Here is a 16011-nt window from a genome sequence, read left to right on the forward strand (position 1 = left end):
TGCCACTTCGTGCCTGACGATTAACTAAAAACTTAACAAATGAAAGAATTCAATCAATTTATAAACGGAAAATTCGTGAAATCGACTTCTACCGAAACGATAGAGGTTGTAAACCCTTGTACCGAGGAAGTACTGGCACTTATTCCCAAAGGCTCTGCAACAGACGCCGAAAATGCACTACAGGCGGCCCAAGCCTCCCAACACGCATGGAAATCCTTGACGGCTATTGAAAGAGCTGGCTTTTTGAATAAAATGGCCCATATTATTCGCGAGAATAGGATCTTTTTGGCAGAGACCCTAGCTTCGGAACAAGCCAAAGTATTAGGCTTGGCCCAAGTTGAAATCGATGTGACTGCGGACTATTTTGATTACAATGCTGGTTGGGCCAGAAGAATAGAAGGCGAGATAATCCAAAGTGACCGTAAAAAAGAGCACATCTTTTTACATAAGGCCCCTATAGGGGTTGCTGTAGGTATTTTACCATGGAATTTCCCTTTCTTTGTAATGGCCAGAAAAGTAGCCCCCTCCTTGGTAACAGGGAATACCTGCGTTATAAAACCAAGTTGTGAGGCCCCTAATACCGTAATGGAATTTGCCAAGCTGATCGCTGAGATAGGCTTACCTGCCGGTGTTCTAAACTTTGTATGTGGCTCAGGAAGTATTGTGGGAAACACGCTTACCAAAAGCCCCATCACCGGAATTGTCAGTTTAACGGGTAGCGTATATGCCGGACAAAAAATAATGGAGGCCGCAGCTGAGAACATTACCAAAGTTTCTTTGGAATTGGGAGGGAAAGCCCCCGCCATTGTATGTGCGGATGCCAACATGGATTTAGCCGTTGAAGCTGTCGTATCATCAAGGGTCATATTTAGCGGCCAAGTATGTAACTGCGCCGAACGTGCCTACGTGGAAGATTCCATCTATGATGAATTCATGGATAAGGTTGCTAAAAAAATGTCCGAACTTAAGGTTGAGGATGCTTTTTCCACAAACAGTCCAGATATGAGTAGTTTGGTATCGAAAGATCAAGTGGACAAGGTTTCCGAAATTGTTGAATATGCCAAAAAGGAAGGCGCCCAAGTTGTTGTCGGAGGTACCCGTTCCAATCAATTTGACAAAGGTTATTTTTACCAACCAACATTGCTCACCAATGTTACACAGGATATGCAAATTATTAAAGAGGAAGTTTTTGGACCCGTACTACCTGTCATGAAATTCAGTAGCTTAGACGAGGCAATTGCTTTGGCCAATGATTGTGAATATGGCTTAACATCCTCGATATTCTCTGAAAACTTCAATAAGGTAATGCATGCCTGTGAAGAACTCGAATTTGGTGAAACCTATGTAAACAGGGAACATTTTGAGGCCATTCAAGGTTTTCATGCTGGATGGAAAAAATCGGGACTAGGAGGCGCGGATGGTAAACACGGCATGGAAGAGTACTTACAGACCAAAGTCATCTACGCACAATACAGATAGATGTACCCATAAGTTAAGAAACAAAAAGCACTTGTTAATTCAAAGATCCCCCAATCTATTTTCAAAACAGTGCTTTTTGTCTTTTTATCCTTAACCCAAATATTAAACCAGTGTTAGAATGAACGATACCAATAAAATCCCCGTAGTATCCAAAGAGGTGCTTTTACCTTTTATCATCATCACCTCTATATTTGCCTTATGGGGTTTTGCCAATGATATTACGAACCCTATGGTGGCCGCATTTGGCACCGTGATGGAAATTTCAACCGCCAAAGCCGCATTGGTTCAATTTGCTTTTTACGGAGGTTATGCGACCATGGCAATTCCAGCAGCTCTTTTTGTTCGTAAATACAGCTATAAGCAAGGGATTATCTTAGGGTTAGTATTGTACGCCATAGGGGCATTACTGTTTTTCCCTGCTGCGAAGTTCGAGGTTTTCGGTTATTTTTTGGTCTCCTTATATATCCTAACCTTTGGATTGGCCTTTCTTGAAACAACGGCAAACCCCTTCATACTTTCTATGGGTGACCAACAAACGGCTACGAGACGACTGAACCTAGCCCAGGCCTTCAATCCAATAGGGTCACTTTGCGGTATGTTCGTGGCTTCCAAATTCATTTTGACCGCCTTGGATTCCGATAAGAGAAATGAGGCTGGGGAGCTTATTTTCAATACCTTGGATTCTATTGAAAAAGCCGCGATAAGAACCCATGATTTGGCGATAATCAGGGATCCCTATGTGATTCTTGGTTTTGTGGTGATTGGTATGTTGATTGTTGTTTCGATAACCAAAATGCCCAGAAGGGAACACAAAGAAAATCAATCGAGTGCCCTTTCCTCTTTTAAAAGATTATTCAAAAACGGAAAATATAAAGAAGGTGTAGTTGCCCAGTTATTCTATGTAGCCGCACAAATCATGTGTTGGACATTCATTATCCAATATGCCGGAAACTTGGGAATACCAAAGGCCGAAGCCCAGAATTACAATATCGTGGCCATGAGTATATTTCTTCTCAGTCGATTTATCAGTACGTTTTTAATGAAGTATGTGAACTCAAGAAAACTTCTTATGATTTTCGCCATTTGTGCCATGGCAACGACAACAGGGGTTATTTTAATCGAAGGCATCTTAGGTTTATACTTTTTGGTCGCCACTTCGGCTTTTATGTCATTGATGTTCCCTACTATTTACGGTATCGCACTCAATGGTTTAAAAGAGGAGGATACATCACTGGGAGCTGCGGGATTGGTTATGGCCATCGTAGGTGGGGCTTTAATGCCTCTTTTACAGGGAACCCTTATAGATATGGAAAATATCGGCCCCTTTTCTGGCGTTAATTTTTCCTTTATCCTTCCTTTTTTATGCTTTGTTTTTATAGCGATCTATGGCTATAGGACATTAAAGGTTTATAACTAGATGCTATTAAATACACTCCTTAATCCGTATAGAAACGACTTCATGAAAAAAGCATATTTGAAGCTTTAAAACCTTTACAATCGTAACCTATCGGAATAAGGCCCGTGCACATAAAATTAATTTGTAATCCACGAATATGAAAGTAGGATTGTTCATTCCATGTTATATCAACCAATTATACCCACAGGTAGGGAAAGCTACTTTGGAACTTTTGGAAAAACTAAAGGTTGAAGTCGTGTACCCTTCTGGTCAAACCTGTTGCGGGCAACCCATGGCCAATTCGGGTTTTGAAAATGAATCTGAGGGGGCCTGTATTAATTTTGTCAACAATTTCAAGGATTTCGATTATATCGTCACCCCTTCGGGAAGTTGTGCCTATCATGTAAAAAAGCATTATAATATTATTCAGCAAACGGATGAGGTTGTGAAAGTTCGGAAGAATGTTTACGAATTATGCGATTTTATCGTGAACGTTTTAAAAGTAAAGCAGTTAGGGGCCTCATTCCCTTACAAAGTCGGTGTACACAAAAGCTGTCATGGCCTAAGAGGCCTGAGGCTGGGCTCTTCCTCGGAACTCGTAACGGCACCATACTCCTATATTGAAGCTCTGCTCAAAGAAGTAAAAGGTATCGAATTAATGACCTTGGACAGAAGCGACGAATGCTGTGGATTTGGAGGCACCTTTGCTGTCACCGAAGATGTTGTTTCCGCAAAAATGGGAAAGGATAAAATCCAGGACCATCTTAGAAACGGAGTAGAGGTCATTACGGCAACCGATGTGTCTTGTTTAATGCATTTAGAGGGATTGATCACACGAAACAAACAACCCTTACAAGTGCGCCACATCGCCGAAATCCTAAACAGCACGATCGAATCGAAAGTAGCACACCCCAAGGGTCAAAAACACTGAAATGAGTCATTCAAAATTAGCTGGCATTTTCAACAAAGATGAAAAAAAGGTCGATTGGCATGATAAAGCCTTATGGTTTGTCAGGCACAAAAGAGACCTTTCGGTTCATGAAGTAAAGGGTTGGGAAGAATTAAGAAACCTCGGACATGGCATTAAGGCCCACACACTATCCCATTTAGATGTATATCTAGAACAGTTCGAAGCCAATGCATTAAAAAACGGCGTACAAGTGCACTGGGCGGCCAATGGGGATGAGCACAATCAAATTGTGCATGGAATCCTAAAGGAGAACCATGCCAAAAAGGTGGTTAAGAGCAAATCGATGCTTACAGAGGAGTGTCATTTAAATCCTTTTCTTGAAGCAAACGATATAGAAGTCATAGATACCGATTTGGGAGAACGTATTGTCCAATTGGCGAAAGAACAGCCAAGCCATATCGTATTACCCGCAATTCATAAGAACAAGCTTGAGGTAGATGAATTGTTTCAAGAACATTTGGGGACAAAACCTTGTAATGGAGACCCTCAATACCTCACAGGAGAGGCTAGAAAGCATTTGAGGGAAAAATTCATCCATGCCGATGCGGCTATTACCGGGGTGAACTTTGCCATCGCTGAAAATGGCGGTTTCGTTGTTTGTACCAATGAGGGTAACGCCGATATGGGCGCGCATTTGGCAGCCGTACATATCGCCTGTATGGGTGTCGAGAAAATCATACCCAAACAGGAACATTTAGGCGTTTTTCTACGCCTCCTTGCAAGAAGTGCGACGGGACAGCCGATCACTACCTATTCCTCTCATTTTAGAAAGCCCCGAAAAGACACTAAAATGCATATCGTTATCGTGGATAACGGACGTTCCGAACAATTGAGCCGACCCGATTTCAGGGCCTCGCTACATTGTATTCGATGTGGTGCCTGCATGAACACCTGCCCCATTTATAGAAGAAGTGGCGGACACAGTTATGATGCCACTATTCCTGGACCCATTGGCTCCATACTATCCCCAGGTAAAGATTTGACAAAATACAGCACCTTGCCATTTGCCTCTACCTTATGTGGATCATGCTCCGATGTTTGCCCAGTGAAAATCGATATCCACACCCAATTATATAAATGGAGGCAAATCATTGGCAAAGAAACACCTCAACCTTTTATAAAAAAGAAATCAATGGCCGCGATGGGGAAAATTTTCTCAAAGCCTTCCCTTTATGGAAAAGTAGGTGCCGTGGCGCATTGGGCGTTAAGAACCCTTCCTAAATCATTGATCAACTCTTGGCCAAATATTTGGGGCAAGACAAGGGATTTACCTGTAGGGCACAAACAGAGTTTCGATCAATGGTACAAAGAGCGGGAAAACAATAAAAAGGACGACCAAAAATAAAACTAGGAAATGGACAGCAGAGACACTATTTTAAAAAAACTTAAGGCCAATAAGCCGGAATTTATAGCGTTGCCAAAAATAAACCTTGATATTTTCGATGAAAACATCGATATGGTCAAGGAGTTCATCCGTAAGGTAGAAGTCGCCGGAGGCAAGGTATTTGAAGTAACGGACAACAAGGAGGTCCTATCCAAAACACAAGAGGCATTTCCCGACACGAAAGTCAATTTTACGAACTTGGATGATTCCGGATTTTTCAACACCATTGATTACGAAACCTTAAAAAACCCACATAAACTTAACGACCTTGATGTTTTGGTTTTGGAGAGTACATTGGGCGTTGCCGAAAATGGCGCTGTATGGTTAACCGACAATGACATTCCGGTTCGGGTCATTCCGTTTATAACCAAACACCTGGTCTTAGTCCTTCCAAAAGAAAATATAGTACCCTATATGCATCAAGCCTATAATGCGTTAGACCCTGAAGTTTTGGATTACGGAATATTCATATCAGGACCTTCCAAAACTGCCGATATTGAACAATCCCTGGTTATTGGTGCCCAAGGTGCCATGAGCATGACGGTATTTTTGGTATAGACATAAGAGGAAGTATATGTCCTATAAAGGGTTCTTGTACCCCATCAATTTAGGATAATAAGCAGCGGATAAACCTATTTTCAGATATAATTTCCTTTAACAACCAATTGGTCCCCAGAAAATCGGATTTCATTTTTTTTGTGCAATCAAGATAAACAACGGATATTCCCTACCGTTTTCCTTGGTAATGGTATACGGTCTATTGTAGTACACGACAGAGAACCCATGCGTTTTGAGTTGGTCACATAATTTGGTTTTGGCAAACCCATGATGTCCATCAAAATTCAATTCGGGTTTGTGAAAGGTCCCATCTTCCTCAACGAGATCGGCAATACATAAATAACCATTCGGGTTTAGAAGATTATGGAATACGGAAAAAGCTTTATCCAAATCATGAATGTGATGCATGGTCATTAGCGTATAAATAACATCAATATCCTTAATATTGGGGTTATCTTTTAAAAGATCCGCCAATACGGGACTAAAATGGGCAATCTGTTGTTGTGCAATTTTTTCCTTTAAAACATCGATCATACCCACAGAAGTATCCACCAAGGTGATGTTTTTAAAAACATCTTTCAAAGCAAAGCTTAGCAAACCCGTACCACAACCAAATTCCAGTGCATTCAACTGCTTGTTCGGCTGCATAAAAACATTGATTTCGTCAGCGAATACTTTTGCCCGTTGTTGTTTGTCCAGATTAATATCCCATGTTTTCGCCTTATTGTCAAAATGATCCATTGCTTCTCTTTTTGGGTTATCAAAGAATCCAAATTACAACAATATAAAATTTTGGGGAGTAACTTACCTCACCATTTAAATCGATTTTTTCTGTTATGACCCCAAAACCATATTAGAAGACCTTTGGAAAGGCCAATCCGGAATTTCTGTTTAACACAAAAACAGCAACATTCAATTAGGTTAAACCCATTGAACGAGCCCTATTATGATAAAGAAGGTATTTCTCAATAAAAAAACACCCCTGCATAACTTTATTTATAGGCACTCGTTTCTTTAACCAACCATAAAGGATGAGTCAAAACCCTGGTTTCTTGCCTGTTAACATAGCAATAAATATTGCCGATCTATTAGAAAGTGTTGTTGGTCGATAAATTTTACAATTCCCGCCCCAATGCCATAGATTGCTATACGATTCCCTAAAGCATAAAAATGCATTGGGTGGTACTGAATATATAACAGCCTATCATCCTTGGTATCATAAATCTTGGTTATTCAAAAAAACAATAAATAAATGAGCAAAACCCTGAGTCTATTGTCTTTAGTCTTATGTATAGCGGCATGCAACCGACAGGAAGATCTCCCTGCATATAAGAACGCGACCTTGGAAATAGAAACACGCGTATCCGATTTGGTCTCCAGAATGACCTTGGAAGAAAAGGTTGGGCAACTGGATATGTATTCGGCGAATGACCTGGTTAACGACGGTAAATTATCGAAAGAAAAAACAAATGAGATCCTTCAACAAACAACCATTGGCTCCGTGCATGATTATTACCCAGAATCGGCAGAACTCTCCAATGAACTACAGCGATATGTAATTGAAAATAATCGTTTGGGAATCCCTGTTCTGTTTATCGAAGAGGCTTTACACGGATACCAAGGGAATAAATCCACTGCCTTTCCCGTACCGATTGGCATGGGTGGTATGTGGGATATAGAACTCATGGAAAAAATAGGTAAGGCTATTGGTGCAGAAACACGCTCGGTGGGTGTACACATGGTACTATCACCTGTATTGGGTATCGGTAGAGAGCCACGCTGGGGACGTGTTCAGGAAACCTATAGTGAGGATCCCTATTTAGCGGCTCGGAACGGGGTTGCCTTTATCAAGGGTATGCAAGGCGATGATTTATCAACTGATAATGCCATTGTCGCAGAGCCAAAACATTTTGGAATCCATAGTATTCCTGAGGGAGGAAAAAATACAGCCCCTGTTTTTATTGGTGAACGTGAGGCTCGGTCGAACTTCCTATATGTATTCGAAAAAGCATTCAAAGAGGCAGGTGCCTTAGGTGCCATGGCCGCATATCACGAATGGGATGGTGTACCTGCCGCTGCCGACCCTTGGTTGCTAAAGGAAGTGTTGCGGGACGAATGGGGTTTTAAAGGAATGGTTCTTTCGGATTTGGGGGCAATTGCCAAGCAAAATAATTCCCATTATACTGCAAAAACACCCAAAGAGGCTATTGCCAATTCCATCCGGGCGGGATTGGATATGCAATTCTATGATTATAGCCATGAACTTTTTCAGCAGTCGATCATAGATGCCTTAGATGACAATTCATTGGAAATGAGAGATATTGACAGGGCAGTTTCAAGTGTATTGTATGTAAAATTCAGTCTTGGGTTATTTGATAGCCCATATATCAATACCGCTTTAAAAGCTAAGCGATATCATTCAGTACCCCATCAGGCATTGGCTCTGGAATCGGCTCATAAATCAATTACCTTGCTGCAGAACAACAACGCCCTTTTACCCTTCGGGGATGATATTAAAAACATTGCCGTTATTGAGGAGTTGGCCAATAAAGTGTTGTTAGGAGGGTATTCCCCTAAAAATGTCGATGGTGTTTCAATTATGGATGCCTTTTTGGAAACCAGCTATAATGTGGACTTTGTCAATGTCGTGGTGCCCAGCAATGGCATGGAGGAAATTGACGCTCGCTTTCTAAGAACCCGAACTGGAGAAGAAGGTCTTGTGGCGGAGTATTTCAACAACACTACTTTCTCAGGTGAACCGGCCTTAACAAAGATTGAGACCCGATTGACACAGTATTGGCATAACCTGAGTCCGACAGCCGGAATTTCAAGCGATAATTTTTCGATTCGATGGAAAGGATATATCGTTCCTGAACTGACCGGCACCTATGGGTTTCAGCTTTGGGCCGATGACCTAGGAAGACTTTCCATTGACGATAAAGTGCTTATTGATAGCTGGGACCAGGAAAAGAAAAACTCATGGGCCAATCAGCAAATACGTCTGGAAAAAGGGAAGAAATCAATACAAGGAAAGTGGGGAATTCCGTTTTTCGGTCTTTATTATCGAATTCAGCCAATGTTCAGCAATAGACATCGCAACACTACTATTTTGTATATCACTTGAATTCGCTTAGGATCGATTTTATAAAGATACTATCAAACTATAACCTATAAAAAACCCAATTTACATCGGTCAACCGATCAACACTTATGACACTGTATTTTTTTGTTTTGTAATAAGGGATGTTTCCTACATTTTGGCTTCCATGAATGGATACTTTCACAAAGTTCCATCCTGCTTCAAACGAAAGGTCAAATTCATCGGTGATCTCGATTTGTTTTATAATCTCATTATAGTCCGTTGCCTCTATGTTTCGGGTGCAATTGGCCTTTACTGAGGTAGGGCCTTCAATATAAAACAATGCTATCCTAAAACCCGAATCACCTCTATATTTGCCCGCGGGTGAGTTGTTAAATGCCTGTTGTTTTGATGTTGCCATACTTAAGACCCCTATTTCCTTACCGTCCTGCCTAACACTGAAATAAGCAGGTATCGCGCCCATGTCAGGGTTATCGTGTATTGTTCCGATAGTTTGGCTACCCTCACATTTGAAAAAATCCTTGATTGTCCTGTCAAATGGTACCGGTTTCGATTTTTTAATAGAAAAACGCCCATCATCATTTATTATACCGACTTTTATTTCCGACCGGTTTTCCGGTTTGTAGGGCTGCGTTACCAATAGTATTTCCGCATTTCCATAGCCCCAATCATCAAAGACCATATCGTTTCCTGAACTTATTAGATAATTGGACAAATGTGCCTCGGTAGTTTCTGGTTGCGCAGCTTTTTCAGGTGTAATTTTTTTAGTCGTTTTTTTCATGCGCATTTCTTTGTCCAGCCTATCCATCTCATTCAAAATGCTATCCATTTTTTCTGGATGTTCGCCTAAAAACTGTGCCAATTGCTGTGATTTTTCAAAATACATCCTTTCATCTTCCGGGGTCATTTGTGCCCCTACAATCACTGGGAGGCAAATCAGAAATAACCATTGTAGTTTCATTGAGGTTCTCATGTTTTCTATTTTTTATTGGTGTTTTCTTTAAACAAATTGTCGTTCATTAGCACTGTCAACTTTCTAATGCTGTCGGGTGGTTCCTCTCCTTCAAAATTAAATTGATAAATCGTGTCTTTTGTAGCTATAATCAATAACCCCATAGGTCCATCATCACATCCTGGACAACCAAATGTTTTGGGTAAATTCTTTAGTTCTTCCAAAGAAAATGAAGCAAGCAACAAGTTCCATTCGCTAGGTCTTAATAAGCTTACCGTCCTTTTTATGTTATTCTCATTCTTCGATTCTGCGATTGTACCCGGAATTTCCATCATTACCTTTTTATTTTGGTTGGCAGTATACTGCACTGTGCAGTACCCTTCACATAGGGGTGAAAAATAGCGTACTGTAATGCCCAATACAGCAGTTGAGTTTGTTTTCAAATTGCAAAAACCTACTTGTAAGAAAAATAGGGTGGCTAAAAAATAATTCATTGTCGCTTTCATTTTATTTGGGAAAGGCCTTTTAGTTGACCCTTAGTTTCCTTCTATTTTGATAATAATCTGACCTTTCTTGCTTGATAACACCTTGGCTTTTGCTTCACCCATAATTTGTGGATTGGCAATGGACCATTCTTCCATCGGAAATTCATCTTCCACAAACATTTGTTTATGCGTGTATATGGTGACGACGGTATCGTTCAAAAGCACTATGGTATTATCATGTCGCCTATAGGTTCCTTTTAATAATCCCATGTAGAATTTTTTGTTGGGATAGGTATCCAATATTTTCTTTCGATCCATTTTTTCAAAATCCCCGAACAGACCGATTCGTTCAATCCCATTGGTTTTTGAGTCTATTACAATCACCACTTTGGTCCCTGTGGTTGAAAGCTCCTGGGCTGACACTAAGGCGGTCAGAAATAGTAAAAACGTGATTAGGACATACAATTTGTGTATCATAACTTGGCTTCTGATCATTAGATATTTCTATAATCCAATATTTCGGGTTTTTAATCGTATTACAAAATCACCTCCCCGCTAAAACAATCGTCAATTGAGATCAATGGTTCTCGTTGCATAATGCCTTATACATTGCGAACAGTATTATTGCTTGGTCATTCGGAACAACTATCTTCTATACTCCGTGTTGTTGCCCTTTTCTTTTTTGGTATAGCTTACATCCTAGATAAAGACAGACGCTATATCTATTTTAACAAAGTTTATTTATTTACTATAGGGATGAATACCCATAAAGTATTACTTGGTATTTCGTCTACAACAGACCAACCTCGTTCTATGAAGTGATAGGACTGACCCACCAAAAGGTTGTCGATAACATGAACATCAATCTGGTTCAAGCCTTTTTTTAATTCATAATCGAAGTATTCGTCAACAGGCACCTTGGTTTTAAAAGCAAAACCTTTACCATCTTCCATTTTTACTTTTTTAATGCAGTCAAGTTTTACTGTTGCATCACCACTGGCATAGATCGGCAAATAATAATGGCCTAAATGACCGTTGTTCATGATTCCACCACCCATGGTATTATAAGACGTTTTTACCGTGCTGGCAGGTATGATATACCCTATGAACCTATTATTCTGGCCTACCATTATGGAAGCCGGTGAGATTGTTACGGCATCATTTTTCACAATAGCCTCTTCTTTATTGGTGCATTCCGAAATAAAGGCCCGAATTGGTACTGAAGTACGTATGGAATCGGGCATCTGATAACTGAAACTGCCATTCTCCTTAATGCCCCCAATTCGTTCCGTACCTTTTTGAGTACTGTCCGAAGGGTGAAAAGACAGCACGATATCAGCCTCCCCAAGATCCCATTTTTTAAAAACCTGATCGTTTTCACTCACAAACATTCCTTTGAGCAATCCTTCGTGCTGTTCTTTCCCCAATACTTTTCCTTTTAGTTTTTTAAGGAATTGGGCGTTCCCGGCATGGGGAAATGCCATTGAAATGGCCAGTACAACAATCCATTTTTTCATTTTTAAAGTTTTTAATAATTACGCTACTTTCTATGCTTTTTTAACCCCTTGTTCCCATACGTTTCCATTGTTGTTGGCTACAGCGGAATGACGTGCGGTACATTCTTTGTTTTATTCATTATTGCCTTGCAAAATAATAGCTCCTTGAAGTATCGGTTCTGTTTGACGACTTATAATCGTTCTTCAAAGTGACCTTATATCGCGTACGTCTTGTTCGGTGTTGATAAATGGTTACCTGTCGTTCCACAAAGGATTCATTGATTTTAATAGGATGGTAATAGGGGATCCAATTGCCCTTAACCCGTTGTAAATATTCTGGGTAACTGATATCTTTCCGGGTTAAGAAATTCCCCCAAAAACAATCGTTTGGAGTACATTCTGCCCAGATTCGCACATAGACCCTATTTGCATTATGTTCTTCAAACTGCATTTTTGTGATTCCATTTGTGTTCGAATCTTTGTTGATTATGGTGTATTTGCTTTGGGCATTGGTTATAAAACCGACCAGCATAAAGAAAATGAAAGGCATTTTTTCCATCTTTTATTTTTTTAGTTACATGGAAAAGGACTGCTTTCTGGTGCAACCATTCCAATTAAATTATCCAATCCCGACATAATTTCACCGGCCTCACCAGTTGTCGCATACACCACTTCCTTGGCTACATTACAGGCAAATTGGGCCAACTCGGCCCTTATTTTATCATCCATACCAGAGGTATCCATGATCATAATGGTTTCGGAAACAATGCCATACAAGCGCACTAAAGTTTGCCCGTACATGGCCACCACACTTAGGGCAAACCCCCCAATAGGATTAAGAACACCTACACCGGATAGTTTTTCCATGATAGCTATTAAATTAGACAAGGCAGTATACAGATTGCCGAGTTTATCGGCATCATTTTTTGCGTCATCCGAAGCGCCTCCACTTCCATTATATAGAATACCATATAATTCCCCAGTGGTTTTATTGACATCCCAAAAAGCTTTGGATTGTAGGTTTTTGTCGAAAATCCGCAATGTTGCTGCGCGGTCAATTCTTTCTCTCCAATAAGGAAACTCGTCTTTAGATACCCCGCTTAACCAATTGTTTTTTCGTGCAGTCAACAAATTGGTCCATAATTTATCAGAAAGCTCAGTCAATGTACATGTATGGTACATTTTACTTTCCCGTATGGCCATCTGCGCCGTTTTCAAAAGGGTTGTTTTAAAGTTCTGTTCTGGATTCCTACCTAGGGTTGTATACTGGGAGGTCTGCAAATAATCAAAAAGCGAATGATACGTTCCTGTGATAAAGCCTGGTTTAAGTGTCTGCATACCCATTCGCAAGCCACTGGGGAACGTAAAAGAATTCTTGGTTACTGCATTTGATAGAGGTGCCATTAATGTCAAGGCACTTCCCGAAATATTCAATTGACCATTGGCAAGGGCTTTCTCTGCCTCCTTTACTTGGTTGTTCAAGAGTGCCTCGCCCCATTTTCTGGTGCTTAATTTTGCTTCCAACAAATCGGATAGGGCACTGGAAAAAGTGGGTCCACCTCCTTCAAAATAAAGCTGTATTCCCCCCAGCATTAAATCGTTGACGTCATTTGCCATTTGTTGGGTAGGTGCTTTATGTCTTTCTATAGTTGGCTGCCAACCTGCCAAAACCCGGTATACCCGATGGCCTGCATAATTAATGTATAAATACAAGCCAATAATTCTTGGGCCAATACTAGTTGGAGCTACTATTGATTTAAACTGATACGTGGCCTTTCCCAACACCTTGTTATTGTCTACACCTATGCTCACGTTTCTTTCATTAAGAGTACCTGCAGACCAATACGTAAATGTATAGGGCTGAATTTGAAGGTTTTTTAGATAGGCTTCTATTCCCGTCAAAGCAGCTTTCTGATCTTCTACGGCCAAATGAAGGCCCTTGGTGAGTTGTGCCATATGATCGAATGTTTTGGTTCGTCTAGCATTGGAAGTATTGTAAACATTCAGTATAATGGCTGGTGGGCCACTTTTATACAAATCCTCATTTTTAGGGTCAAAATCATCATTGTTGTCCCCATCGGTAGCAAAAATGATAAGGTCATTATCAGTTTGTGATCCTTTTAGAAGCCAAGTATAGAGTGCGGATGGGGTCTCCCAATACTGTACTATCGCAGCTGGATATTGACCTAAGATATTAGATTTCAATTCGTTAATGAACTGCACCATTCCTTCATTTCTATATTCGGTAGGCATGCTCATGGAAACATCGGCCATGATCAGGATTTTCGGAGTTCGTTGATTGGTTTCCATCACAGCCCGTACAGGCTTGCCATCCTCAACTATTGTGAAGTCACTGGCCGAAAGGCCTTCAACCAAATTTCCTGAGGCATCTTTTGGCGAGATACTTAATTTTACTCCTGGATACCCGGTAGTGGTTGCAGTTGCCGTTATCGTTTTTACCTGTTTTTGAAGATTCGGGTCCGATTTATCCAAAAGTGGCATCGCTATACTGTTTCCCTTATCCAATTGAAAACGTTTTCCCTCTAGGGTTATCGGGTTTGCCAAGATGGAGCGTTCCGACATATAATCTTCTGATTTCCCAATCGCCTGAAGTCCTAGCGCCGGTGTAAAAGTCCTAATGTTCGCGATAGGGGTTATCCGTAATTCCTGTGGGCTAAGGTTGTTTAAGAACATAACATCAACTTGTCTACCCACCAAGTCACTGGCCAACCATTCGTTACCAATAAGTTCTTTTTCCTCCAATGGTTTTATGGAATCCCGATAGGTTAGCTTTATGGTTACCTTTTCTTCATTGGGCTTTGGAAGGCCCGCCTCGCTTACTTTATTTTGCTGGTTGCGCAATTTTCCATAAGGTACTTTCGGATCGATAAGATGCGCATATCTAGTATTCCCCTCCCATTGAAATTCAACGGTAGGCGTTCTGGAATTGTCCCATCTGAAATCAAAACCACGATACTTATAGTCCTCCTTCAAATCCAATGTATTCCATATTTTCCCACCTAATTCATTGGCCAGTTCCAATTCGTCCTCAAAAATGACATCAGGTTGATATTCCATGTTCTCCATACCCATTTCTACCCCCCATTGCATTAAGGTGCGATCAGATATATTGGGAGAAAAAGGTCTTTCTGTAGGTCTAAAAAAGAATGTTGGAACTTCCTCTGGGGAAATGTTTGTATGTTCCCATACTATTTTGGCAGGAATATCCGCTTTGTTATACATGCGCTGTAACAATTCCGCTTTTTCCATGGCCGTTGCCATACCGCTGCGTAGGGCATAATCCACACCCCATTTCGTGGCATCGGTTCTACCAATGGACTTTTGGGTCATTGGCATTAAATAAATCTGGTCTCTTACAAAATGAAACATAGCCTCTGGATTACCCTCGACAATAAGCCTTTCCATCTGACCTTTAAGATGATCCGGACTGGTTTTCAATTCATGAAGAATCTCTTCCCAAATTTTATAGGGCAGTGCACCACTCCCCCTAAACCTCGCTTCTTTTTCACTACATCCCAAAACCATCGGCGGTAGTGAAGTCGCCAAGGATGCCATTACCAATTTAACGAAAAAACCCCTTCTACTCGGTATTTCTAAAGCTGTATTTATTTTTTTGACCTTCACTTATAAACTTATTTAGGAATGTTATAATTGTATGTCTATGCTACCGCTGATCGGGTATATTTTTGAAGCATCCAACGAGGGACCTCCCACACCGTCGAAGCTCATTTGTAAACGGTCATTTTTTAGATGCGCCTCAAGCTCCCCGGTTCTAAAAGTCCATGCCTCCCTACTTTTTCCTTCTTCTTTTACATAGAGAATGAAATTGATTGAGATGGGAAGTTTTCCCCTATGTATATCAGGCAGTTTAAAGGTGCTTTGTGCTGCCAACGATTCCTTCACTTCGGGAAACCGAAATTTAAGCTGTGGCATTCTTTCCTGAACAAGTGAAAGTCTAATGTTATCATCATATTTTACACGGCTCTTTTCCCAGTCTATGTCATCATATTGATAGGTTTTACCATCAATAACAAGCTTCATGGTACCATTGAAGGCGGTTTTCGTACGCTCTTTTTGGTCGAGTGGGGTTGAGTTTTCTGGATGATTTTTATCTTCTTTACAACTTAGGGACAAGAAGGTGATTACAAGTAAAAGTCTAAATGAAGTCAT

The 16011-nt window shown here is 40.7% G+C and carries 14 protein-coding genes; 6 read left to right on the forward strand and 8 right to left on the reverse strand.

The features are described 5' to 3' along the window. Window positions 1-39 precede the first annotated feature (39 nt). From aldA to LX92_RS18305, 5 genes are all read left to right on the forward strand, one after another. The gene (aldA, locus tag LX92_RS18285) at window positions 40-1479 is read left to right on the forward strand and encodes an aldehyde dehydrogenase (RefSeq protein WP_109653721.1); all 1440 of its coding nucleotides are present in this window, start codon (window positions 40-42) and stop codon (window positions 1477-1479) included. Window positions 1480-1597: 118 nt separating this feature from the next. Next, entirely contained in the window at window positions 1598-2896 is a 1299-nt protein-coding gene (gene fucP / locus LX92_RS18290) for an L-fucose:H+ symporter permease (RefSeq protein WP_109653723.1), read from the forward strand. Window positions 2897-3032: 136 nt separating this feature from the next. Further along, on the forward strand, window positions 3033-3806 hold the full coding sequence (locus LX92_RS18295) for a (Fe-S)-binding protein (protein ID WP_109653725.1): 774 nt from the start codon (window positions 3033-3035) through the stop codon (window positions 3804-3806). Between the two features lies 1 nt (window position 3807). Then, on the forward strand, window positions 3808-5190 hold the full coding sequence (locus LX92_RS18300; protein ID WP_109653728.1) for a lactate utilization protein B: 1383 nt from the start codon (window positions 3808-3810) through the stop codon (window positions 5188-5190). A gap of 9 nt (window positions 5191-5199) precedes the next feature. Continuing rightward, window positions 5200-5787 carry a LutC/YkgG family protein gene (locus LX92_RS18305; protein ID WP_109653730.1) on the forward strand — a complete coding sequence of 196 codons (588 nt, stop codon included), beginning with the start codon at window positions 5200-5202 and terminating at the stop codon, window positions 5785-5787. A gap of 129 nt (window positions 5788-5916) precedes the next feature. Here LX92_RS18305 and LX92_RS18310 read toward each other — a convergent pair whose 3' ends face one another. After that, on the reverse strand, window positions 5917-6528 hold the full coding sequence (locus tag LX92_RS18310; protein ID WP_109653732.1) for a class I SAM-dependent DNA methyltransferase: 612 nt from the start codon (window positions 6526-6528) through the stop codon (window positions 5917-5919). A gap of 511 nt (window positions 6529-7039) precedes the next feature. Here LX92_RS18310 and LX92_RS18315 point away from each other — a divergent pair. Then, the gene (locus LX92_RS18315; protein WP_109653734.1) at window positions 7040-8911 is read left to right on the forward strand and encodes a glycoside hydrolase family 3 N-terminal domain-containing protein; all 1872 of its coding nucleotides are present in this window, start codon (window positions 7040-7042) and stop codon (window positions 8909-8911) included. Window positions 8912-8948: 37 nt separating this feature from the next. Here the strand turns inward: LX92_RS18315 and LX92_RS18320 are convergent, their stop codons facing one another. The 7 genes from LX92_RS18320 to LX92_RS18350 all read right to left on the reverse strand — a co-directional run bounded on the left by LX92_RS18320 (window position 8949) and on the right by LX92_RS18350 (window position 16011). Next, window positions 8949-9860: a hypothetical protein gene (locus LX92_RS18320; RefSeq protein ID WP_146197867.1), complete on the reverse strand. Its 912-nt coding sequence runs from the start codon at window positions 9858-9860 to the stop codon at window positions 8949-8951. A gap of 5 nt (window positions 9861-9865) precedes the next feature. Further along, the gene (locus LX92_RS18325; RefSeq protein ID WP_109653738.1) at window positions 9866-10333 is read right to left on the reverse strand and encodes a hypothetical protein; all 468 of its coding nucleotides are present in this window, start codon (window positions 10331-10333) and stop codon (window positions 9866-9868) included. A gap of 42 nt (window positions 10334-10375) precedes the next feature. Then, window positions 10376-10801, reverse strand: a complete 426-nt coding sequence (locus LX92_RS18330; protein WP_109653740.1) for a hypothetical protein — start codon at window positions 10799-10801, stop codon at window positions 10376-10378. Window positions 10802-11061: 260 nt separating this feature from the next. Next, window positions 11062-11841, reverse strand: a complete 780-nt coding sequence (locus LX92_RS18335) for a hypothetical protein (protein WP_109653742.1) — start codon at window positions 11839-11841, stop codon at window positions 11062-11064. A 118-nt stretch (window positions 11842-11959) separates the two neighbouring features. Further along, entirely contained in the window at window positions 11960-12379 is a 420-nt protein-coding gene (locus LX92_RS18340) for a hypothetical protein (protein WP_109653744.1), read from the reverse strand. A gap of 11 nt (window positions 12380-12390) precedes the next feature. Beyond that, window positions 12391-15465: a vWA domain-containing protein gene (locus tag LX92_RS18345; protein ID WP_146197868.1), complete on the reverse strand. Its 3075-nt coding sequence runs from the start codon at window positions 15463-15465 to the stop codon at window positions 12391-12393. Window positions 15466-15486: 21 nt separating this feature from the next. Then, entirely contained in the window at window positions 15487-16011 is a 525-nt protein-coding gene (locus LX92_RS18350; RefSeq protein ID WP_109653748.1) for a hypothetical protein, read from the reverse strand.

The organism is Maribacter polysiphoniae (genome assembly GCF_003148665.1).
GTDB lineage: Bacteria > Bacteroidota > Bacteroidia > Flavobacteriales > Flavobacteriaceae > Maribacter_A > Maribacter_A polysiphoniae.

Excerpts from the sequence above, each read along its gene's own strand:
- aldA (WP_109653721.1), top strand. The coding sequence starts at position 40 with ATGAAAGAATTCAATCAATTTATAAACGGAAAATTCGTGAAATCGACT.
- fucP (WP_109653723.1), top strand. The coding sequence starts at position 1,598 with ATGAACGATACCAATAAAATCCCCGTAGTATCCAAAGAGGTGCTTTTA.
- LX92_RS18295 (WP_109653725.1), top strand. The coding sequence starts at position 3,033 with ATGAAAGTAGGATTGTTCATTCCATGTTATATCAACCAATTATACCCA.
- LX92_RS18300 (WP_109653728.1), top strand. The coding sequence starts at position 3,808 with ATGAGTCATTCAAAATTAGCTGGCATTTTCAACAAAGATGAAAAAAAG.
- LX92_RS18305 (WP_109653730.1), top strand. The coding sequence starts at position 5,200 with ATGGACAGCAGAGACACTATTTTAAAAAAACTTAAGGCCAATAAGCCG.
- LX92_RS18310 (WP_109653732.1), bottom strand. The coding sequence starts at position 6,528 with ATGGATCATTTTGACAATAAGGCGAAAACATGGGATATTAATCTGGAC.
- LX92_RS18315 (WP_109653734.1), top strand. The coding sequence starts at position 7,040 with ATGAGCAAAACCCTGAGTCTATTGTCTTTAGTCTTATGTATAGCGGCA.
- LX92_RS18320 (WP_146197867.1), bottom strand. The coding sequence starts at position 9,860 with ATGAGAACCTCAATGAAACTACAATGGTTATTTCTGATTTGCCTCCCA.
- LX92_RS18325 (WP_109653738.1), bottom strand. The coding sequence starts at position 10,333 with ATGAATTATTTTTTAGCCACCCTATTTTTCTTACAAGTAGGTTTTTGC.
- LX92_RS18330 (WP_109653740.1), bottom strand. The coding sequence starts at position 10,801 with ATGATACACAAATTGTATGTCCTAATCACGTTTTTACTATTTCTGACC.
- LX92_RS18335 (WP_109653742.1), bottom strand. The coding sequence starts at position 11,841 with ATGAAAAAATGGATTGTTGTACTGGCCATTTCAATGGCATTTCCCCAT.
- LX92_RS18340 (WP_109653744.1), bottom strand. The coding sequence starts at position 12,379 with ATGGAAAAAATGCCTTTCATTTTCTTTATGCTGGTCGGTTTTATAACC.
- LX92_RS18350 (WP_109653748.1), bottom strand. The coding sequence starts at position 16,011 with ATGACTTCATTTAGACTTTTACTTGTAATCACCTTCTTGTCCCTAAGT.